Origin of the sequence: Bradyrhizobium sp. WU425, from assembly GCF_021052305.1 — a bacterium.
Classification (GTDB): domain Bacteria; phylum Pseudomonadota; class Alphaproteobacteria; order Rhizobiales; family Xanthobacteraceae; genus Bradyrhizobium; species Bradyrhizobium canariense_D.
In genome coordinates this window covers 4,139,298-4,158,086 of sequence record NZ_CP088089.1, presented here as the reverse complement: position 1 = coordinate 4,158,086, position 18,789 = coordinate 4,139,298, and the positions used below count along the sequence as shown (strand labels likewise).

Sequence of the window (18,789 nt, the reverse complement as noted above, 5' to 3'; positions counted from 1 at the left end):
CAACCCAAAACTGTCATCGCCCACGAAAGCGGGCGATCCAGTATTCCAGAGACGGTTGTGATCGATCGAGAGGCCGCGGCGTACTGGGTCGCCCGGTTAAGCCGGGCGACGACAGCTTCAGTTGGGAGACAATGTAGGCCTCATCACGCCCCGTTCAGGAATTGAAGCGGATCAACCGGGCTCGATCCCTTGCGGATCTCGAAGTGGAGCTGCGGCGACGCCACCTCCCCGGATTGACCCGACTTGGCAATGACCTGGCCGCGCTTGATGGTATCGCCGCGCTTCACCATCAGCTCACTCGCATGGGCATATGCGGTGACGTAGCCGTTGGAGTGCCGAACCAGGACCAGATTGCCGTAACCTTTCAGCTCGTTGCCGGAATAGGCAACGACACCGTCTTCGGCCGCCTTGACCGGCGTGCCCTCGGGCACCGCGAGATTGATGCCGTCGTTGGATTTGCCATTGGTCTTGGCGCCGTAGCTCGTGACCACCTTGCCGCGCACCGGCCAGCGGAAAGTCGGCAGCGCGCTGGTGGTCTCCGCAGCTTTCGCGGGAGTGTCCGCGGCCTTGTCTTCGACGTTGGCGGTGGCCTGGGCCAGGCGCGCGCTCTGCACCGGCGCGGCGACGGCGGCCATCTTGGTGGCGGGCGCAGGCGCGGCAGCAACCGGCTGCAGCGTCCCCGCGACGGGAGCGGCTCCGACCGGAGCCGCGGCAAGCGGTGCTGCGACAGCGGCGGTCTTGGCCCCGGGCACGGCCAGCCTGGCGCCGAGCTTGAGTTTTGCAGAGGGATCGAGGCCGTTGGCGCGGGCCAATTCGGCCGCCGAGATATGGTTCTTGCGGGCAATGCTGGCGAGCGTGTCGCCGTGGTTCACGAAGTGCGTGCTTGACGGCGCGGCAACGGCCGCAACCGGCTTCGCAGCGGGCGCTGGGGCAGCGGCAACGGGAGCCATGAGCGGCGCGGGCGCAGCCGCCGTAGCTTGGTGCGGAATGATCAGTTGCTGGCCGGGCGAGAGCGCGCGCGGCCCCTTATAGCCGTTGGCGGCGAGGATCGCCTGCGGCGTGACGCGATAGCGTTTGGCAAGCAGGTCGAGCGTATCGCTGGTGCCGACGATGATCTTGGTTCCGCCGACCGGCTGGGCGGCTGCAACCGAGCGTGGCGGCACGGTGGCCGTGGTCTCGAGATGCGGCTGCGCCGGGGGTGCGTAGGAGCCCACGCCGCGTCCGCCTCCGGACACACCGCCTGCTGCAACGGGGTAGGATTGCGGCGTGGATACCGCCGGCGGCAAAGGCTGCGACTGATAATAACCGGACTGCGTCTGCGGCCGCGAATATTGCGGCAACTCACGCTGCGGCGGCGGGGCCTGCTGCACCGAACCGGTCGATTCCTGCGCGAAGGGATTGGAGAAGTTCGACTGGGACATGCGCGACGACATGTCGGCGCTGCACCCTGCGAAGCTGAAGGAGATCAGCGCCAGCACCGCGACCTGCGGCACACGGCGCGAGTAAAGCAACTCGGCGGCAACGGACATGGTTACTCACTCGTACGCAACAGAACTGGTGTTTTAAGTAAACACGCGCCGAGTAAATAACGGCTTAACCCTCCCAATAAGATGTTGGCAGCGCAGCCAATCCGGAATTCTACAGCTCCCGCGCCACGCCGGGCAGCGCCGGCACGAAGCGGACCTCGACGAGTTCCTTGCGCTCGATCCCGGCTTCGGTCCGGCTCAGCCGGATCAGCGTCTGCACCCCCTGATGCGGGCCGACGGGCGCGATCAGGATGCCACCCACCTCCAGCCGCTCGACCAGGTTCTCCGGGAGCTGCTCCATCGCGGCCGTGACGATGATGCGATCGAACGGGCCAATATTGGGGGGCAGATTGAGTCCGTCGCCCAGCATCACCTCGACGTTGTGATAGTTGAGTTTTTCAAGCCTGATACGTGCGGCATCCGCAAGCTTGCGGTAGCGCTCGACCGTCAACACCTGGCCGGCGAGCCGCGACAGCACCGCCGCCTGGTAGCCCGAGCCGGCGCCGATCTCGAGGACGCGGTGCTTCTTCTGAAGCTGGAGCTGCTCGGTCATGTAGGCGACGACAAAGGGCTGGCTGATGGTCTGCCCGCAGGCGATCGGGAGCGCGCTGTCGCGATATGCGCCGTCCCGATCGGCGTCGTCGACGAATTGATCGCGCGGCACCTCCTCCATGGCCCTCAGGACCGCCTGGTCGCTGATGCCCCGACGCCTCAGCGTGAGCTGAAACATCATCTTTTCCGGCGGGTGCTGATGGGGGGTCATTGCCTGCTTGTGCTGTGTTTTCGGTCCGGGACGCCCAACCTGGGCGCGAGATTCCTGTTCCGGCTCAGGGAACCCATGATAGGCTTCGGATGGCGTAGTTGACCATAAATTGGCTTGCAACGGGCGAGCCGCGATGGCCATTTTCAGGCATCCGTTCGTCGAAACGCGCATTGCGTCGATTCATGTTATCTGCGAACGTTTTTGGCAATGGGCAAGGACTCGACCATGACCGCGACGGGGCTTACTGGCCGCTCTGTATTCCTCGTCGAAGACGAGGTGATGATCAGGATGATGGTCGCGGACATGCTCGAAGAGCTTGGCTACAAGATCGCAGCCGAGGCGGGCGACATCACCGAAGCCATGCGGCTCGCCCAGGCAACCGAGTTCGACATCGCCATTCTCGACGTTAACGTCAACGGCAAGGTCATCTCGCCGGTCGCCGATGTCATCAAGGCGAAGGGCTGCCCGTTCATCTTCGCCACAGGATACGGTTCCTCGGGCCTGCCCGAGCAGTACCGCGATCGGCCGGCGCTTCAGAAGCCATTTCAGCTCGACGCCCTCGGCAAGACCATCGAAGCCGCGCTTCGCGGCGGCTAGGCCCCATTCCAGGTCGGATTACTTCAGCGTCGGACTTACTTCAGCGTCGCACTCAGCGCCTCGGAAAACGCCTCGTTGGTCCGGTCGAGCCTGAGCGGCGTGACGGAGACGTAGCGTTCGCGGAGCGCCGCGAGATCGGTGCCGTCGGCCGGCGTATCCATCATCGCGGTGCGCTCGAAGCCGATCCAGAAATACGGATTGCCACGGCCGTCCCTGCGCTCGTCGATCCTAAGGAAGCCGAGATTGCGCTTGCCTTGCCGCGTCACGCGGATGCCCAGCACATCCTCCGGCGCGCAGGCCGGGAAGTTGACGTTGATGACGGTGTCCTTCGGGATGCCGGCGGCGATCACCTTGCGCAGGATGTCGGGCCCGAATTTGCGGGCCGTGTCCCACAGCGGCCGGTCGCGGGTCTCCACGCTGAACTCCTGCGACAGGGCGAAGGACGGCAGCCCCAGGATGGTGCCCTCCAGCGCACCGGCGATGGTGCCGGAATAGACCACGTCCTCGGCGACGTTGCGGCCCTTGTTGACGCCGGACAGCACGACATCGGGCAGCTTGGCGCCGAGGATGTGGCGCGCGCCCATGATGACGCAGTCGGTCGGCGTGCCGCGCACCGCGAAATGCCGCGGACCGACCTCGCGCAGGCGCAGCGGATCGTTGAGCGACAGCGAATGCGACACGCCGGACTGGTCGAGCTCAGGCGCGACCACCCAGACGTCATCGGACAATGCGCGCGCGATCTCCTCCAGGACCTTGAGGCCGGGGGCGTGGATGCCGTCGTCATTGGTGCAGAGAATGCGCATGGGAAAGGTCGATTCCTGAAGCGGGTCTGAGCCGTCTTATCCGGCCGGGGCCGATCAGGCAAACCGGCCGACCGGGCGGCACCTGGTCGCCGGCTTGGCGGTTATCGGCGAACTCGCCATTGCGGCAGAAAGCGCGCAAGCCGGCCCTCCGCGTGCAATCTCATCGCCGGCACGACCGGGCTCACCATCGGCGCCTCAATCACGCCGAGCGCCTCCAGCTGCGCGACGAATGGGTCCGGCACCGGCGCCTGTGGAAAGCGGTCACGTGCCAGCGTTAGCGCCTGGTCGAAATCGGCTGCATTCACACCGGGCTTGGCCCGCCGGCTCTGGACCAGATCGTCGTCCCAGAGCCGCGTGATCGCGATGTCGAGCACGCCACGCAGCCGCTGATCGACGGCCTGGATACCGGCACCCGTCACCGCCCATTGTCTGCCGACCCAGAAGATATCGCGGTGCAAGGCCATGAACGATCGGTTCGCGTTGTCGGGTGGCCGGCAGGATAACCGGCCGCCCGATCTTCGCAACCAAACGTTTCTCCGTTTCAGATTGGCGGCACGCCTAGTCGCGTGCGACCACCTTCAGCCCGCCCATATAGGGCTGGAGCACGCTGGGGACCGCAATCGAGCCGTCCTCTTGCTGATAGGTCTCCATCACGGCGATCAACGCGCGGCCTAGCGCTGTGCCGGAGCCGTTGAGCGTGTGCACGAACCGCGGCTTGCCATCGGGGCCGCGCGAGCGCGCGTCCATCCGGCGGGCCTGGAAATCGCCGCAAACCGAGCAGCTTGAGATCTCGCGGAATGCCCCGCCGTCGCCCTGACCCGGCATCCAGACCTCGATGTCATAGGTTTTTTGCGACGAGAAACCCATATCCCCGGTGCACAGCGTCATCACGCGGTAATGCAGCTCGAGCCGTCGCAGCACTTCCTCGGCACAGGCGAGCATGCGCTCGTGCTCGTCCTTGCTCGTCTCCGGCGTCGTGATCGAGACCAGTTCGACCTTGGTGAACTGGTGCTGCCGGATCATGCCGCGGGTGTCGCGCCCTGCGGCGCCCGCCTCCGCGCGAAAACACGGCGTCAGCGCAGTCAGCCGCATCGGCAGCTGCTTTTCGTCGAGGATGGATTCTCGGACGAGATTGGTGAGCGCCACCTCCGCGGTCGGAATGATCCCGAGACGCTCGGTCCGGAGCCGCTCATGGTCGGGCGCGGCGAGCAATTCGCCCTTGATCGCCCAGAACTGGTCGTCCTCGAACTTCGGCAATTGTCCGGTGCCGAACATGATCTCGTTGCGCACGAGCAGCGGCGGATTGATCTCGGTATAGCCGTGCTCGTCAACGTGTAGGTTCAGCATGAACTGGCCGAGCGCGCGTTCGAGCCGCGCCAGTCCCTTCTTCAACACGACGAAGCGCGCGCCGGAGAGCTTCGCTGCGGTCTCGAAATCCATGTCACCGAGCGCGGCGCCGAGATCGTCATGGGGTTTTGGCACGAACGCGTAGTTGCGCCTGTTGCCGAAGACATGGCGCTGCACATTGCCGTGCTCGTCGACACCATCGGGCACCTCGCCGAGCGGCAGATTGGGGATCGCCGCCAGCTCCTTGGCGAGCTCCTCGTCGGCAGCCTTCGCGGTCGCCTCGAGCTCCGGCATGGTGGTCTTGAGCTCGGCGACCTCCGCCATCAGCTTCGCCGCGCGCGCCTCGTCCTTCGTCTTCTTGGCATCGCCGATTTCCTTTGAGGCCGCATTGCGCCGCGCCTGCGCCTGCTCGGAAGCCAGGATCGCCGCACGCCGGGTCTCGTCGATCGCAAGCAGCGACGCCGACATCGGCTTCAGGCCGCGTCGTGCGAGGCCGGCGTCGAAGGCTTGCGGGTTGTCGCGGATCGATTTGATGTCGTGCATGGCCGTGGTCCTGGGGCTTGTTGCAACCCTGCAAATCCTGGATTTGCATTTATGCAAATGGCTGCTTCCCCTAGCACGGCTGTCATCGCCCGCGAAAGCGGGCGATCCAGTATTCCAGAAACATCACTGATTCCCGATAGGCCGCGGCGTACTGGATTCCCCGCTTTCGCGGGGAACGACACCGGAGTATGGGGCGCCCTACTCTGCCGGATTGGCCGGCGTCGATACGTCGGTGCCGCTAGAGGCTTGCGAAGCTGCCGCCTTCTTCTCCACAATTCCCACCGCGATGATCGAGCCCTCGTAGAGCGCGAGCAAGGGAATCGCGAGCGAGCACTGGCTGAGCACATCGGGCGGGGTCAGAACGGCCGCGATGACGAAGGCAACGACGATGAAATAGCGGCGCTTCTCGCGCAGCATTTTAGACGTGACGATGCCGATGCGCCCCAGCAGCGTCAGGATCACCGGAAGCTGGAAGGCGATGCCGAAGGCGAAGATCAGCGACATCATCAGCGACAGATATTCGCCGACCTTGGGCAGCAGCTGGATCTGCGCGGTCTCGTCACTGCCGGCCTGCTGCATGCCGAGCGAGAAGCGGACCAGCATGGGCAGCACGACGAAATAGACCAGTGCTGCGCCCAGCACGAAGAAGAACGGGGTCGCGACCAGATACGGCAGGAAGGCCTGCTTCTCGTGCTTGTAGAGTCCGGGAGCGACGAACTTATAGATTTGTGTCGCGACGATCGGGAACGAGATGAAGCCGGCGCCGAACAGCGCGAGCTTGAGCTGGGTGATGAAATATTCCAGCAGCGCGGTATAGATGAATTTCGAGTTCTCGGGACCCGCGATCCACACGAACGGCCAGACCAGCACGTTGTAGATCTGCTTGGCGAAGAAGAAGCAGAAGATGAAGGCAATGCCGAAGCCGAGCAGCGCTTTGATCAGCCGCGAACGCAGCTCGATCAAATGGTCCATCAGGGGAGCTTTGCTGGCCTCGATATCGGCGGCGCTCATGACGCTTTGGCGCCCTTAATCGCCTCGGCCGGCGCAGTGTCCTGGGTGACCGAATCTTGCGTGACCGAACCTTGAGCGACCTGCGCCTGCTCGACCTCACGGGTGATGGCGAGCGGCTCGTTCACGGCCGCATGTGCCTCGGCTTCCACGAAGGTCTCCGGCGTCGGCGCTTCCGGCGTGGTGGGCGTCGTCAGCGCTTCGCTTGAAGTCGCCGACGGTTCGACAGCGGTGGAGATCGAGGTCTCGGCGGGCTTGTCCAGCGCATCGACGCGGAGCGCGTCGCTGACGTCTTTCTGGAGCGAGGTCATCAAATTGTTGCCGGCGAAGCCGGAAGCCGCTTCCTTGACCTCGTCGAAGCTCTTCTTGAGGTCGGCCATTTCGGCCTCGCGCATCGCTTCCTGGAATTGGCCCTGGAATTCGGCGGCCATCTTGCGCGCCTTGCCCATCCACTGCCCGACCATGCGCAGCACGCCCGGCAGCTCTTTCGGGCCGATGGCGATCAGGGCCACGACCCCGATCAGGACCAGTTCACTCCACCCGATGTCGAACATGAGGTCTTCCGTTCACGCCAGCCGCAGCCGGCCCAATCCCTCGCGCGCAGGATCGGGTCCGCTACCCGCGTCTCGCGTGCTCTCTGGCTCAGACGGCCTTGCTGCCGACGTCCGACCGTGCCGCGGTCGGCGCGGCATTGTTGTGCTCGATGGACTTGGCCGGCTCGGGCTTGTCGGCGACCTTGTCGTCGTCCTGCATGCCCTTCTTGAACGCCTTGATGCCCTGCGCCACGTCGCCCATCAGATCCGAGATCTTGCCGCGACCGAACAGCAGCAGGACCACTGCGATCACCAGGACCCAGTGCCAAATGCTGAGTGAACCCATCCTGCAACCCTCCAAACGCGCATGGCCGGGGACCGGCCGATCTTCACCGAAACCTAGGCTTGGCAGGTGTCAAAAACAAGGACCAAGGCAGCGGCAATTCGCTGTTGGCGCTACGTAATTTTGCTAGTGTTAACTGGTCGCAGGCGGCCGGTAAAAGGCCGGGACGTCAGTCCTCGCTGCCACCCTCGCCCCCCTCATGGCCGCCTTCCGGCGTCTCGGGCTCGACCGCGGGCGCCAGCGCCAGATCAAGGTCCTCGCCCGGCTCCAGCGGATCCTCGTCTTCCCGCAAAGTCGGGTCATCCGACGGCGTCGGCACGCTGAATCCGGTCGGCAGGCGCGAATCCAGCAGGCCAGTGCCCTTCAGCTCCTCCAGGCCCGGCAAATCGCCGAGCTGTTCCAGAGTAAACTGCGACAGGAAGTCCTCGGTGGTTCCGAAGGTCAAGGGACGGCCCGGCGTCTTGCGACGACCGCGCGGCTTGATCCAGCCGGTTTCCAGCAGCACGTCCAGCGTGCCCTTCGAGGTGACGACGCCGCGGATCTCCTCGATCTCGGCGCGCGTCACCGGCTGGTGATAGGCGATGATCGCCAGCACCTCGATCGCGGCGCGCGACAGGCGGCGGGTCTCGGTGCTCTCGCGGGTCATCAGCCAGGCGAGATCGCCCGCGGTGCGGAAGGTCCATTTGTTGGCGACCCGCACGAGATTCACGCCGCGCAGGGAGTAGTCGGCCTGCAACTGCTCGAGCGCGGCCTTCACGTCGACGCCCTCGGGCATGCGCTTGGCCAGCGTCGCGGTGTCCAGCGGTTCATTCGAAGCGAACAGCAGCGCTTCCAGCAGCCGCAATTCTTCGGGACGTGCCTGGGACTCGTTCTCCATCGGCTCGGCCTCTTCTACCCGCACTTCAGCCAGGCTTGCCATGGCAGATTCTCCTTGTTGCACTTGCACTTAAGCGACCGGCGCATCGGGCGCAGGAGCTGCGTCCATGACCGGCTTGGGGCGCCCCTTCCGGAAATAGATGGGCGCAAACGCCTCTTTCTGATTCAGCTCGAGCTGACCTTCGCGCACCAGCTCGAGCGCAGCCGCGAAACTCGAGGCGAGCACCGTCGCGCGCTGCGTCGGGTCGGCGACATGCTGAAGCAGAAAATCGTCGAGAACGCCCCAATCGTCTTGCTCGCTGATGCTTCCGACGAGCCGCTCCAGCGTGGCGCGCGCCTCGGCAAGCGACCACACCGTGCGCTTGGCCAGATGCACGCTCGCCAGCACGCGCGACTGGCGCTGCGCGGCATAGGCGGTGAGCAGGTCATAGAGCGTTGCCGTGTATTTCGGATGCTTGATCTCGGCGATCTGCTCGGGCTCGCCGCGCGGGAAGATGTCGCGCAGCAATTGCTGCCGGTTCATCAGCCGGTTGGCGGCTTCACGAATCGCCTCCAGCCGGCGCAGGCGGTTGGCGAGCGCCGTCGCCATCTGCTCCGCGCTCGGGCCTTCCGCACTCGGCGGCTCCGGCAGCAGCAGACGCGATTTCAAGAAGGCGAGCCATGCCGCCATCACGAGATAGTCGGCGGCGAGCTCGAGGCGGATCTTTCGCGCGGCTTCGATGAAGTGGAGATATTGGTCGGCGAGCGCCAGGATCGAGATCTTGGCGAGATCTACCTTCTGCTGCCGCGCCAGTGCGAGCAGCAGGTCGAGCGGACCTTCATAACCCTCGACGTCCACCACCAACGCCGGCTCACCCTCGGCGAGCTCTGCGGGCCGCCCGGTTTCAAACGATAGGATTTCTGCGGTCATGCCGATGCCGTGTTTGCCCGTGCGATCAATGCCTCCAGTTCGGCGCGCGCGGCCGCGCGATCGAACGGTTGCGGTCCTTTACGCGCAGCGAGCGCGGCGTTCGCCCGCTCCAGCGCCCTGCCCGCCAGTTCGGGTGTCTGGCCGGCGACCTCACGCATTTCCTCGATGTTGCCGTTGCAATGCAGGGCCATGTCGCAGCCGGCCGCAAAAATGGCGCGGGTCCGTTCGGCGATGTTGCCCGACAGCGCGTTCATCGACACGTCATCACTCATTAACAAACCCTGGAACCCGATTGCGCCGCGAATCACCTCAGCGATCATTGTCGCAGATGTCGTCGCCGGATGGGCGGGGTCGACCGCGCTAAACACAACATGTGCAGTCATGGCCATCGGCAAATCCGCCAAAGGCTTGAATGCCGCGAAGTCGGTGCGATCCAGTTCGTCGCGCGACGTGTCGACCGTCGGCAGATTGAAATGGGTATCGGCCGTAGCTCGGCCATGGCCGGGGATGTGCTTGAGCACCGGCAACACGCCACCCTGTTCCAGGCCCTCGGTGACCGCGCGGGCGATCGCGGCGACCTTTCCCGGTTCGGTGCCGTAAGCCCTGTTCCCGATGACGGCGTTGGCGCCAGCCACCGGCACGTCGGCCAGCGGCAAGCAATCCACGGTAATGCCGAGATCTGCGAGATCGCACGCGATCAGCCGGGCGCTGAGGCGCGCCGCGGTCAGCCCGAGCGCCGAATCAGTATCGTAGAGGCCTGCGAAAATAGCGCCCGGCGGATAGACCGGCCAATGCGGCGGCGTCAGGCGCTGCACCCGCCCACCCTCCTGATCGATCAGGACAGGGGCATCAGCGAAACCCGCAACCGCCCGCAATTCCGCAACGAGTGCAGCAACTTGAGCCGGCGTCTCGACATTGCGCTTGAAGAGGATGAAGCCCCACGGGCGTTCGCTGCGGATAAACTCCCGCTCGGCGGCGGTTAGTTCCGTTCCGGAAACGCCGGTAATGAAGGCCCGCGTGCTCATACGGCCGATTAACCCTGACCCGCGAGAGGGTCAAGGAAACGGCCGTTAATTCCTCTGGACGAAGCAGGCAGACAGGCCAGCGGATTTCAAACTGTTGCAGGCCTGGTTCGCCTCTTCGAGCGATCCGTACGGCCCAGCGAAGGCGCGGTAGACGATTCCCTTGCCCTTGTCGGTCAGGTCGACCCGCTTGACCACGGGTGCGCGGGAGCCAAGCACGCTGCCGTACTTGCTCTGAAGCACCCGGTACGAGGCGTGGGCGCTATCCTCGGTCTGCTGCGAGGAGACCTGCACGACGTAGCCGCCGCCACCGCTGCTCGCGGGCGCAATTTGCGTCGGATTGGTCGCAGCCATCCGCTGCGGTGGCTCCGCGGCCGGCGCCGATTGCGGCGCAAGCGAGAGCGGCTGATTGGCACTGGCATTGGCCGAGGTCGGCGGCGTGCGTGGTGCAGCTGGTGCCGCAACGGGCTTCGGGAGAGCTGTCGGCTTCGCGGCCGTGGCCGCTTGCGACGCGGTGGCGTCGGTCTGATCGCCCTTCACGGCCACGGTCCTGATCGCGCGCGGCGAATTGTTCGGCAGCGTGCCGTTGCTCGGATTCGGGCCCGCACTCGACAGCGGAATGCTGGACGGCGACACGCTCGCGACTGGCGGCGGGTTCGCGTTCTGGTTCAGCGCCGGGAACACCACGCGGGGACCTCCCGCCTTGGCGTTGACGTCGACAGGCGCCTCCTCGCGCGGCACGATCTTCTCGGCGCCATCTCCGGTGACCATGCGGTCCGGTACCTTGGCCGAGGAGTCCGACGGCGCCGGCACGATTTTGGTCGGCGTGTTGTCGGCCTTGATGATCGGCGGCTCGCCGCTGCGGGGCGAGCCCACATAGGTCTTGTAAGCGAACGCAGCGCCGGTCCCGACCACGGCAAGGGCCAGGATCGCCGCGACGGTCATCATGCCGCCGCGCTGCTTCTTCGGCTCGTCGAGATCGGCCTCGGGATAGTCGCTCTGGAACGCGTAAGGATCGTCGGGATAGGCGGGATCGCGCTGATAGTCCTGCTCGCCCGCCTCCAGCCGTCCGTAGAGCGCCTCGTCGTAGCGCGCCGGATCGGGCTGCTGGTGGGCTTGCTCCTGGTAAGCCTGATCGGGCTGCTGATATGCCTGATCCTGATAGGCCTGCCCCTGATGGGTGCGAGCTTGATAGGCCTGATCCGGATAGGCCTGCGGCTGACGATAATCAGGTTCAGGCTCGGGCGCAGTCGGCTGGGCTGAATAACGATGCAGTGGATGAACCGGGTTTACGGAAGCGGGATAGGCAGGCTCAGCTGGCACCGTCTGCGGCTGCACATTGGCGCGCCGCATCCATGAGGGTGGCCCGGGCGGCGGCGGGGCCTGCTCGGCATAGTCCTGCTGGCCATCGTCCTGGCGATAGTCGTCGTCCTGATAGCTCTGGGCAGGCGCAGGTGCTGCAGGCGGGTGCACGCCCGGCCGCTCTTGCGCTGCGAACGGATCGGTCTGCCCGATCAGGCGGGCAAGTTCGGCCAAGGGATCACCGCTCTCCGCCCTCCCATGCTGATCGCCACCGCGATAGTCATCGGAAGGAAACGGTCTGTCCTGATATCGTTCGGCCATCGTGATGATGCGTCCCTTCGGGAAAGCCGCGCGCCCTCGACCAAGGCGCGGCTTTCGACCCACAAGGCTTTCAACCAAGTCTAAGCGATCCGGCTTCTGCCGGTTACCCCCGAAATCCCTTAAGTAGTTCGCCCCAAACTACCGCATCTCGTCCGGAGCATGGACGCCGAGGATGGCGAGGCCCGATGCCAGGACAGAGACGACGCCCTGGACCATGGCCAGCCGCGCCTTCGTTAGATCTGCATCATTATTGATAATGAAGCGTAAATAGGGCAAATCGCGCCCCTTCGTCCAAAGTGCATGAAATTCGCTGGCTAAATCATAGAGATAGAAGGCAATTCGGTGCGGCTCGTGGGCGGTTGCGGCCGCTTCCAGCATGCGCGGAAATATTGCGAGCCGCTTAAGAAGGTCGAGTTCAGCCGGGTCCGACAGCCGTTCCACCGCCGACTCACCCAGCCAGGCGATGCGCTTTTCCGTTTCCTCCGGGAGTTCCGGGAACACCTCGGCCCGGGCGTTGCGGAAGATCGAGTGGCCGCGGGCGTGGCCGTACTGCACGTAGAACACCGGGTTGTCGCGCGACTGTTCCATGACCTTGGCGAGGTCGAAGTCGAGCACCGCGTCGTTCTTGCGGTAGAGCATCATGAAGCGGACGGCGTCCTGGCCGACTTCATCCACCACCTCACGCAAGGTGACGAAGTCCCCGCTCCGCTTGGACATTTTCACCGGCTCGCCGTTGCGCAGCAACTTCACCAGCTGGACGATCTTGACGTCGAGCGCCCCCTTGCCGGAGGTGGTCGCCTTCACCGCCGCCTGCATGCGCTTGATGTAGCCGCCATGGTCGGCGCCCCAGACGTCGATCATCTCCGCGAAACCACGATCGAACTTGTTCTTGTGGTAGGCGATGTCGGCGGCGAAGTAGGTGTAGGAATTATCCGACTTGATCAGCGGGCGATCGACGTCGTCGCCATAGGCGGTCGCCTTGAACAGCAACTGCTCGCGATCTTCCCAATCCTCGGTCGGAGCCCCCTTTGGGGGCGGCAGACGGCCCTGGTAGACGTCGCCCTTGGCGCGCAGGAAATCGATGGTCTCGGCGACCTTATTGTTGCCGGCGTTCTGTAGCGAGCGCTCGGAGAAGAACACGTCGTGGCGGATGTTGAGCGCGGCGAGATCATCCTTGATCTCGTCCATCATCATCGCGATCGCCTTGGCGCGCACCGTCGGTAGCCACGCGCCCTCGCTCACGGCGAGGAGCTTGTCGCCGTGCTCCTGCGCCAGCGCCTGCCCGACCGGCTTCAGATAGTCGCCGGGATAAAGGCCTTCCGGCATCGCGCCGATGTCTTCGCCGAGCGCCTCGCGATACCGGAGGAACGCGGAGCGGGCGAGCACGTCGACCTGCGCGCCGGCGTCGTTGATGTAATATTCGCGCGTGACGTCACGGCCTGCGAATTCAAGCAGGCTCGCCAGCGCATCGCCGAACACGGCGCCGCGGCAATGGCCGACATGCATCGGTCCGGTGGGGTTGGCGGAGACATATTCGACGTTGACCTTGGAGCCGCCGCGGACGCGGCCGTAATCGGCGCCCTCGCGCAGCACGGTCCGTAGCGCCTCGGCCCATGCGGCCGGCTCCAGCGTCAGGTTGATGAAGCCTGGACCTGCGACGTCGACCTTGGCGATCAACGGGTCCGCGCGCAGCCGTTCGGCGATCTGCTCGGCGAGGTCGCGCGGCTTTGCCTTTGCCTCTTTCGCAAGCACCATGGCTGCGTTGGTCGCCATGTCGCCATGGGAAGCATCGCGCGGCGGCTCGACCACCACGCGCGAGAAATCGATGCCCTCGGGCCAGTTGGCTTCCGCCGCGAGCGCGCGGCAGACCGCGTGCACGCGTGCGAGCACGTCGGCGAACAGGTGCAGTGCTGAGGATGTGTCGGGCATGGGCGCCGCCTAACGCAAATCCGGGGTCGAGTCAAAGAGCCGCTGGTGCTCGGTCAGGGCGAAACGGTCGGTCATTCCGGCAATGAAATTCCCGATCCGGCGGGCCCGGTCGCCCTCATTGTCCGCCTCCGCCCCGACCAGCCATTCCGGCGGCAGCTCGCCGGGCGAGGTGAGGTATTTTGCGAACAGGTCGAACAGGATCTGTTCCGCCTCGCCCATCACCCGCATGACCCGCTTGTGGCGGTACATGTGCTGATAGAGAAAGCGCTTGATGGCGGCCTCCTCCTCGGCGACCGCTGCGGGGAATGCGATCAATGCCCGGCTCTGCTGGCGCACGTCCTGTGCGGATTGCGGTTTCACGGCGGTAAGGTTTATCTGGGCCTCGGCGAACACGGCACCGATCAAGTGTGAGATCAGCTCGCGCACCAGCTCGGCGCCGCGCCTGACGTCTTCGAGATCGGGGTAATGCGCAGAAGTCTCGGCGATGATCTCCGCGGTCAGCGGCATCACCTTGAGGTCGTCGAGGTGAAACAGGCCGGCGCGCAGACCGTCGTCGATATCGTGGGCATCATAGGCGATGTCGTCCGCGATCGCGGCGACCTGTGCCTCCAGCGAGGCGAAACTCCACAATTCGAGATCATAGATCTTGATGTAGTCGGCGATGCCGACGGGAACGCCGCGCTCGCGATAACGCCCGGCCGGCGCACCGCTGCGATCGGTCAGCGGGCCGTTGTGCTTGACGATGCCCTCCAGCGCTTCCCAGGTCAGGTTGAGCCCGTCGAATTCGGGATAGCGCTGTTCCAGGGCCGCAACGACGCGGAGCGTCTGGGCGTTGTGATCGAAGCCGCCAAAATCCTTCAGGCAGGCGTCCAGCGCCCGCTCGCCGGCGTGCCCGAACGGCGGATGGCCGAGATCGTGGGCGAGCGCCAGGGTTTCCGTGAGGTCCTCGTCCAGCCCGAGCTGCCGGGCCAGCGCGCGGGCGATCTGCGCCACCTCCAGCGAATGGGTCAGCCGGGTGCGGTAGTGGTCGCCCTCGTGGAACACGAACACCTGGGTCTTGTATTTCAGCCGGCGGAACGCGGTGGAATGGATCACCCGGTCGCAATCCCGTCGAAACGGGCTGCGGGTCCGGCTTGGCGGTTCCGCGACCAATCGGCCGCGACTGCGCTCGGGATCGCAGGCATAGGGCGCGTGGGGGGCAGCCATTCCGACGGACACGGCGAATTTAGTCTCTATCCATTTGATTCTGCGTATGGTGGCACTTAACTATGCCGGACGCGGGATACCAACTGAATAGGGCACGTGACCTTCAGGTGACCTTGGTGTGACCGCGGGCCTATCGGAGACGAACGATGACGACTGACGTGACCATCAGTGACAAGGCCGCACGCCGGATTGGGGAGATCCTCAAGGGCGAAGGGTCTGGCGCGATGCTGCGGATCTCGGTCGAGGGCGGAGGCTGTTCCGGCTTCCAGTACAAGTTCGACATTGACCGTGCCCGCACTGACGACGATCTCGTGATCGAGCAGGACAATGCGGTGGTGCTGGTCGATTCCGCCTCGCAGCCGTTCCTGGCGGGGTCGCAGGTCGATTTCGTCGACGATCTGATCGGCGCCTCGTTCCGCGTCAACAATCCGAACGCCACGGCGTCCTGCGGCTGCGGGACCAGCTTCTCGATCTGACGTCGCCGGCTAGGCGCCGGTCATCTGCCTTTCCTCGTCCGTCCACTCCACGTCGACCGACATGAGCTCCGGCTGAAGTGGTGCGTCTCCCGCCATCACATGTCCATCGAGCGCGCGCAGCAGCGCCGCCAGCAGCGCGGGTTTGCGTAGCGGCTTGGCCAGGAAGTCCGACATGCCGGCCTCGCGGCAGATCTTGACGTCCTCGGGGAAGGCATTGGCGGTGAGCGCGATGATCGGCAAGGATTCGAATCGGCCACCTTGCGCACGGATCGCCCGGGTTGCGGCAAGGCCGTCCATGTCGGGCATCCGCACGTCCATCAGCACGATATCGTATTCGCCTTGGGACATGGCCGCGACGGCGTCAACACCGTCGGTCACGACGCGCAACTCGACATCGAAGGCGCCAAGCATCTTGCTCACGACCATGCGGTTGACGGCGTCGTCCTCGGCGACCAGCACCCTCAGCGGTCGGTCGAGACTCGCGATACGCGCCTTGAGGTCGTCGGCTTCGTCGCGGTCGGCAATGTAGTCGGACGCCTGCTCCTGGCTCCAGGGCAGCACCAGCGTGAAGCTGAATGTCGAGCCCTCGCCCGGCGTCGAGGTGACGCCGATGGTGCCGCCCATCTGTTCGATGATGCGCCGGGAGATCGCAAGCCCAAGCCCGGTCCCGCCGAAGCGGCGGCTGATCGAGGCGTCGGCCTGCGCGAAGTCGGAGAAGAGCTGGCCAAGCTTCTCGGGGGCGATGCCGATACCGCTGTCGGTCACGCTCCATTCGACGGTGGCGAGCAGATCGCGGCGGGCCTGACAGACGGCTGCGATCGTGACTTCGCCTTGGTCGGTGAACTTCACCGCGTTGGATGCGAGGTTGTGCAGGACCTGGCGGATACGCGCGACATCGCCGCGCAGCGTCGGCGGCAGGTTCGGATCGAGCTTGACCTTGACCGCGAGCCCCTTGCTCTTGGCACTCGCGCGCACGACGGTCGCCAATGTCTCTACCAGCGCCTGCGGCGCGAAGTCGATCACCTCGAATGCGAAGCGTCCGGCCTCGAGCTTGGAGAGGTCCAGGATGTCGTTGAGGATGCGCTGGAGATTGTCGCCGGACTCGCGGATCGTGGTGACGGCCTCGTGCTGCTCCGGATCGAGTTTTGTCTCCAGAAGCATGCTGGCAAGCCCGAGCACGCCGTTCATCGGCGTGCGGATCTCGTGGCTCATCACCGCGAGGAAATCCGATTTGGCGCGGCTCTCGGCCTCGGCCTTTTCCGCGCGCCAGCGCTCGGTCACGTCGCGGCCGAAGCCGCGATAGCCGAGGAATTGACCGTCGCGGTCGTAGGCCGGCTTCGCGGTGAGCGACCACAGCCGCGCCTCGCCGCCGGCGACGACCTTGAGGTTCATCTCGTGCAGCGGTTCGGCGTGCTCCATCAGGCCGACGACATTGTAGGCCGCGCTCTTGTCTTCGGGGCACAGCATGTCGAGCACGTCGGCGAAATGCGAGCCCTTCAGCAAGGGCAGTGGCAGCTGTGCGACCGCGGCGAAGCGCTCGGGCACGTCGACGAAATGCCCTTCGGCGTCGGTCTGCCACAGCCAGTCGCTGGCGTTCTCCTGAAAATCTTTCAGCAACAGCGAGATGATCTCGGTCTGGCGCTCGAGCTCAAGCTGGGCCTTGAGATTGCCAAGGAACAGATTGCCTTGCGAGACGATGTTGCGCGCCATGAAGAACGCGAACAGCAGCAGGAACACGGCGGTCACGAGGTAAGGCCCGGTGCCGCATAACAGCAACGCACCGGCGCAGGCGATCGTCGTCGTCGCGAGATAGACAAGGCCCGCACGCGGGAAGGTCGAGAGCGTGAAGGCACCGCCGGACATCATGCCGACCATAAGGCAGGCCAGAATGAGCTGACTGGTCGGCTCGATGCGGCTGAACAGCGCGACCGGCAGCGTGCCCCAGATTGCGGCGAGGAAGAACGCCTGCCGCAACATCTGCCGCGCGGCGCGGGGTGAGGCTTCCTGAGGCGGGCTTTGGTGGGAGCGCCGCCACGCGCGCACCGCGAGCGAGGCGGCGGTCGCGAGGGTCATGCCCCAGATCGCGAGAAAGTCGTTCCAGCCACGACCCCAGAACAAAATCAGCACAACGGCGACGTTGAGCATGGCGACGGCCATCGTCACGGGGATCAGGCGTATCACCGCGTCGATCTGCTTGGCGCGGATGCGGCTCAGCTCGCGGTCGCTGAGACCGGCGGTCAGGCCGTCCTCGATCTCGTAGCCGCCGAGCCAGTACAGGAACGCGCCGATCAACCCGTCGCGGGGCTCGGTTGGCTTCATGGCTTTGTTCGGCCGTCCCATTCGAAAAACCTTTCCACGATCAATGGCCCAGGCCCGACTTAAGCCGGGTTAATTTTGTGGGAGATTTCGCAGCGTCCTTGACGGGCGCGTTTGCATTTTGTTCTAACCATGGCCCCTGCCCGGAGCCGCCAAGATGCCCATCAGAATAGCCACCTGGAACGTGAACTCGGTCCGGCAGCGCATCGATCTCCTCCTGACCTGGCTGAAGGAGTGCCAGCCGGACATCGTCTGCCTCCAGGAGATCAAATGCGTCGACGAAGCCTTCCCGCGGCTGGAGATCGAGGCGCTCGGCTACAACGTGGTCACCCACGGCCAGAAGACGTTCAACGGTGTCGCCCTGCTCTCCAAGCTCCGGTTCGACGAGACCAAGTCGGGGCTGGCCGGCGACGACGAGGACGCCCATGCCCGCTTCCTCGAAGGCGTGGTGACGCTCAAGTCCGGCGTGCTGCGCATCGCCTGCCTCTATCTGCCCAACGGCAATCCGGTCGGCACCGAGAAATATCCCTACAAGCTCAAATGGATGTCGCGGCTTCTTGAGTATTCGAAGGAGCGCCTCAAGACCGAGGAGCCGCTGATCCTCGCAGGCGACTTCAACGTCATCCCGCATGCCCGGGACGTCCATAATCCCGCCGCCTGGACCGAGGACGCCCTGTTCAAGGCCGAGACGCGGGAGAGTTTTCAGTCCCTGCTCGGCCTCGGCCTGACCGATGCGCTTCGGGCCGTCACCGACGAGCCCGGGCTCTACACTTTCTGGGACTACCAGGCCGGCGCCTGGCAGAAGAACCACGGCCTGCGGATCGACCATCTTCTGCTGTCGCCACAGGCCAGCGACCGGCTCGCCAATGTCGGCATCGACAGCTATGTGCGCAGCTGGGAGAAGCCGTCGGACCACGTGCCGGTGTGGGCGGATCTCGATCTTGAGGCGGCGTGAGGCCGCCTCAACC

At 65.0% G+C, this 18,789-nt stretch carries 18 protein-coding genes; 3 read left to right on the top strand and 15 right to left on the bottom strand.

The window, feature by feature from the left end; genetic code table 11:
- Positions 1-143 precede the first annotated feature (143 nt).
- Positions 144-1,529: a LysM peptidoglycan-binding domain-containing M23 family metallopeptidase gene (locus tag BcanWU425_RS20195; RefSeq protein WP_204511287.1), complete on the bottom strand. Its 1,386-nt coding sequence runs from the start codon at positions 1,527-1,529 to the stop codon at positions 144-146.
- A 109-nt stretch (positions 1,530-1,638) separates the two neighbouring features.
- Positions 1,639-2,289 carry a protein-L-isoaspartate(D-aspartate) O-methyltransferase gene (locus BcanWU425_RS20190; protein WP_026233485.1) on the bottom strand — a complete coding sequence of 217 codons (651 nt, stop codon included), beginning with the start codon at positions 2,287-2,289 and terminating at the stop codon, positions 1,639-1,641.
- A 225-nt stretch (positions 2,290-2,514) separates the two neighbouring features.
- On the opposite strand from BcanWU425_RS20190, the gene BcanWU425_RS20185 reads away from it, so the two are divergent.
- Entirely contained in the window at positions 2,515-2,886 is a 372-nt protein-coding gene (locus tag BcanWU425_RS20185; RefSeq protein WP_007590670.1) for a response regulator, read from the top strand.
- 35 nt (positions 2,887-2,921) lie between these two features.
- On the opposite strand, the gene surE is transcribed toward BcanWU425_RS20185, so the two are convergent.
- The 12 genes from surE to BcanWU425_RS20125 all read right to left on the bottom strand — a co-directional run bounded on the left by surE (position 2,922) and on the right by BcanWU425_RS20125 (position 15,041).
- The gene (surE, locus tag BcanWU425_RS20180) at positions 2,922-3,689 is read right to left on the bottom strand and encodes a 5'/3'-nucleotidase SurE (protein WP_085353192.1); all 768 of its coding nucleotides are present in this window, start codon (positions 3,687-3,689) and stop codon (positions 2,922-2,924) included.
- A 101-nt stretch (positions 3,690-3,790) separates the two neighbouring features.
- Positions 3,791-4,153 (bottom strand): hypothetical protein, encoded by a 363-nt coding sequence (locus BcanWU425_RS20175; protein WP_085353194.1) that lies wholly within the window; start codon positions 4,151-4,153, stop codon positions 3,791-3,793.
- A gap of 94 nt (positions 4,154-4,247) precedes the next feature.
- Positions 4,248-5,579, bottom strand: a complete 1,332-nt coding sequence (gene serS / locus BcanWU425_RS20170) for a serine--tRNA ligase (protein WP_018458027.1) — start codon at positions 5,577-5,579, stop codon at positions 4,248-4,250.
- 198 nt (positions 5,580-5,777) lie between these two features.
- Positions 5,778-6,590 (bottom strand): twin-arginine translocase subunit TatC, encoded by an 813-nt coding sequence (gene tatC / locus BcanWU425_RS20165; RefSeq protein ID WP_018458028.1) that lies wholly within the window; start codon positions 6,588-6,590, stop codon positions 5,778-5,780.
- Positions 6,587-7,141 carry a Sec-independent protein translocase protein TatB gene (gene tatB, locus BcanWU425_RS20160; protein ID WP_018458029.1) on the bottom strand — a complete coding sequence of 185 codons (555 nt, stop codon included), beginning with the start codon at positions 7,139-7,141 and terminating at the stop codon, positions 6,587-6,589. The genes tatC and tatB overlap by 4 nt, the downstream gene beginning before the upstream one ends.
- Before the next feature lie 88 nt (positions 7,142-7,229).
- A complete protein-coding gene (locus tag BcanWU425_RS20155; protein ID WP_007610722.1) occupies positions 7,230-7,466 on the bottom strand; it encodes a twin-arginine translocase TatA/TatE family subunit in 237 nt (78 codons plus the stop codon).
- Positions 7,467-7,632: 166 nt separating this feature from the next.
- Entirely contained in the window at positions 7,633-8,382 is a 750-nt protein-coding gene (gene scpB, locus BcanWU425_RS20150; RefSeq protein WP_204511288.1) for an SMC-Scp complex subunit ScpB, read from the bottom strand.
- Between the two features lie 27 nt (positions 8,383-8,409).
- Complete coding sequence (locus BcanWU425_RS20145) at positions 8,410-9,249, bottom strand: segregation and condensation protein A (protein ID WP_007590654.1); 840 nt, start codon at positions 9,247-9,249, stop codon at positions 8,410-8,412.
- A complete protein-coding gene (gene nagZ / locus BcanWU425_RS20140) occupies positions 9,246-10,274 on the bottom strand; it encodes a beta-N-acetylhexosaminidase (protein WP_018458031.1) in 1,029 nt (342 codons plus the stop codon). Before nagZ ends, BcanWU425_RS20145 begins: the two co-directional genes overlap by 4 nt.
- Before the next feature lie 45 nt (positions 10,275-10,319).
- Complete coding sequence (locus tag BcanWU425_RS20135; RefSeq protein ID WP_204511289.1) at positions 10,320-11,894, bottom strand: SPOR domain-containing protein; 1,575 nt, start codon at positions 11,892-11,894, stop codon at positions 10,320-10,322.
- Between the two features lie 138 nt (positions 11,895-12,032).
- Positions 12,033-13,823: an arginine--tRNA ligase gene (gene argS, locus BcanWU425_RS20130; protein ID WP_204511290.1), complete on the bottom strand. Its 1,791-nt coding sequence runs from the start codon at positions 13,821-13,823 to the stop codon at positions 12,033-12,035.
- 9 nt (positions 13,824-13,832) lie between these two features.
- Positions 13,833-15,041, bottom strand: a complete 1,209-nt coding sequence (locus BcanWU425_RS20125; RefSeq protein ID WP_085362127.1) for a deoxyguanosinetriphosphate triphosphohydrolase — start codon at positions 15,039-15,041, stop codon at positions 13,833-13,835.
- Between the two features lie 134 nt (positions 15,042-15,175).
- On the opposite strand from BcanWU425_RS20125, the gene erpA reads away from it, so the two are divergent.
- Positions 15,176-15,505, top strand: a complete 330-nt coding sequence (gene erpA / locus BcanWU425_RS20120) for an iron-sulfur cluster insertion protein ErpA (protein WP_007610737.1) — start codon at positions 15,176-15,178, stop codon at positions 15,503-15,505.
- A gap of 9 nt (positions 15,506-15,514) precedes the next feature.
- On the opposite strand, the gene BcanWU425_RS20115 is transcribed toward erpA, so the two are convergent.
- The gene (locus BcanWU425_RS20115; RefSeq protein ID WP_409363669.1) at positions 15,515-17,824 is read right to left on the bottom strand and encodes a hybrid sensor histidine kinase/response regulator; all 2,310 of its coding nucleotides are present in this window, start codon (positions 17,822-17,824) and stop codon (positions 15,515-15,517) included.
- Between the two features lie 154 nt (positions 17,825-17,978).
- Between BcanWU425_RS20115 and xth the strand changes: the two genes are divergently transcribed.
- Complete coding sequence (xth, locus tag BcanWU425_RS20110; protein WP_007610740.1) at positions 17,979-18,776, top strand: exodeoxyribonuclease III; 798 nt, start codon at positions 17,979-17,981, stop codon at positions 18,774-18,776.
- Positions 18,777-18,789: the final 13 nt, after the last annotated feature.

Excerpts from the sequence above, each read along its gene's own strand:
- BcanWU425_RS20195 (WP_204511287.1), bottom strand. The coding sequence starts at position 1,529 with ATGTCCGTTGCCGCCGAGTTGCTTTACTCGCGCCGTGTGCCGCAGGTC.
- BcanWU425_RS20190 (WP_026233485.1), bottom strand. The coding sequence starts at position 2,289 with ATGACCCCCCATCAGCACCCGCCGGAAAAGATGATGTTTCAGCTCACG.
- BcanWU425_RS20185 (WP_007590670.1), top strand. The coding sequence starts at position 2,515 with ATGACCGCGACGGGGCTTACTGGCCGCTCTGTATTCCTCGTCGAAGAC.
- surE (WP_085353192.1), bottom strand. The coding sequence starts at position 3,689 with ATGCGCATTCTCTGCACCAATGACGACGGCATCCACGCCCCCGGCCTC.
- BcanWU425_RS20175 (WP_085353194.1), bottom strand. The coding sequence starts at position 4,153 with ATGGCCTTGCACCGCGATATCTTCTGGGTCGGCAGACAATGGGCGGTG.
- serS (WP_018458027.1), bottom strand. The coding sequence starts at position 5,579 with ATGCACGACATCAAATCGATCCGCGACAACCCGCAAGCCTTCGACGCC.
- tatC (WP_018458028.1), bottom strand. The coding sequence starts at position 6,590 with ATGAGCGCCGCCGATATCGAGGCCAGCAAAGCTCCCCTGATGGACCAT.
- tatB (WP_018458029.1), bottom strand. The coding sequence starts at position 7,141 with ATGTTCGACATCGGGTGGAGTGAACTGGTCCTGATCGGGGTCGTGGCC.
- BcanWU425_RS20155 (WP_007610722.1), bottom strand. The coding sequence starts at position 7,466 with ATGGGTTCACTCAGCATTTGGCACTGGGTCCTGGTGATCGCAGTGGTC.
- scpB (WP_204511288.1), bottom strand. The coding sequence starts at position 8,382 with ATGGCAAGCCTGGCTGAAGTGCGGGTAGAAGAGGCCGAGCCGATGGAG.
- BcanWU425_RS20145 (WP_007590654.1), bottom strand. The coding sequence starts at position 9,249 with ATGACCGCAGAAATCCTATCGTTTGAAACCGGGCGGCCCGCAGAGCTC.
- nagZ (WP_018458031.1), bottom strand. The coding sequence starts at position 10,274 with ATGAGCACGCGGGCCTTCATTACCGGCGTTTCCGGAACGGAACTAACC.
- BcanWU425_RS20135 (WP_204511289.1), bottom strand. The coding sequence starts at position 11,894 with ATGGCCGAACGATATCAGGACAGACCGTTTCCTTCCGATGACTATCGC.
- argS (WP_204511290.1), bottom strand. The coding sequence starts at position 13,823 with ATGCCCGACACATCCTCAGCACTGCACCTGTTCGCCGACGTGCTCGCA.
- erpA (WP_007610737.1), top strand. The coding sequence starts at position 15,176 with ATGACGACTGACGTGACCATCAGTGACAAGGCCGCACGCCGGATTGGG.
- BcanWU425_RS20115 (WP_409363669.1), bottom strand. The coding sequence starts at position 17,824 with ATGAAGCCAACCGAGCCCCGCGACGGGTTGATCGGCGCGTTCCTGTAC.
- xth (WP_007610740.1), top strand. The coding sequence starts at position 17,979 with ATGCCCATCAGAATAGCCACCTGGAACGTGAACTCGGTCCGGCAGCGC.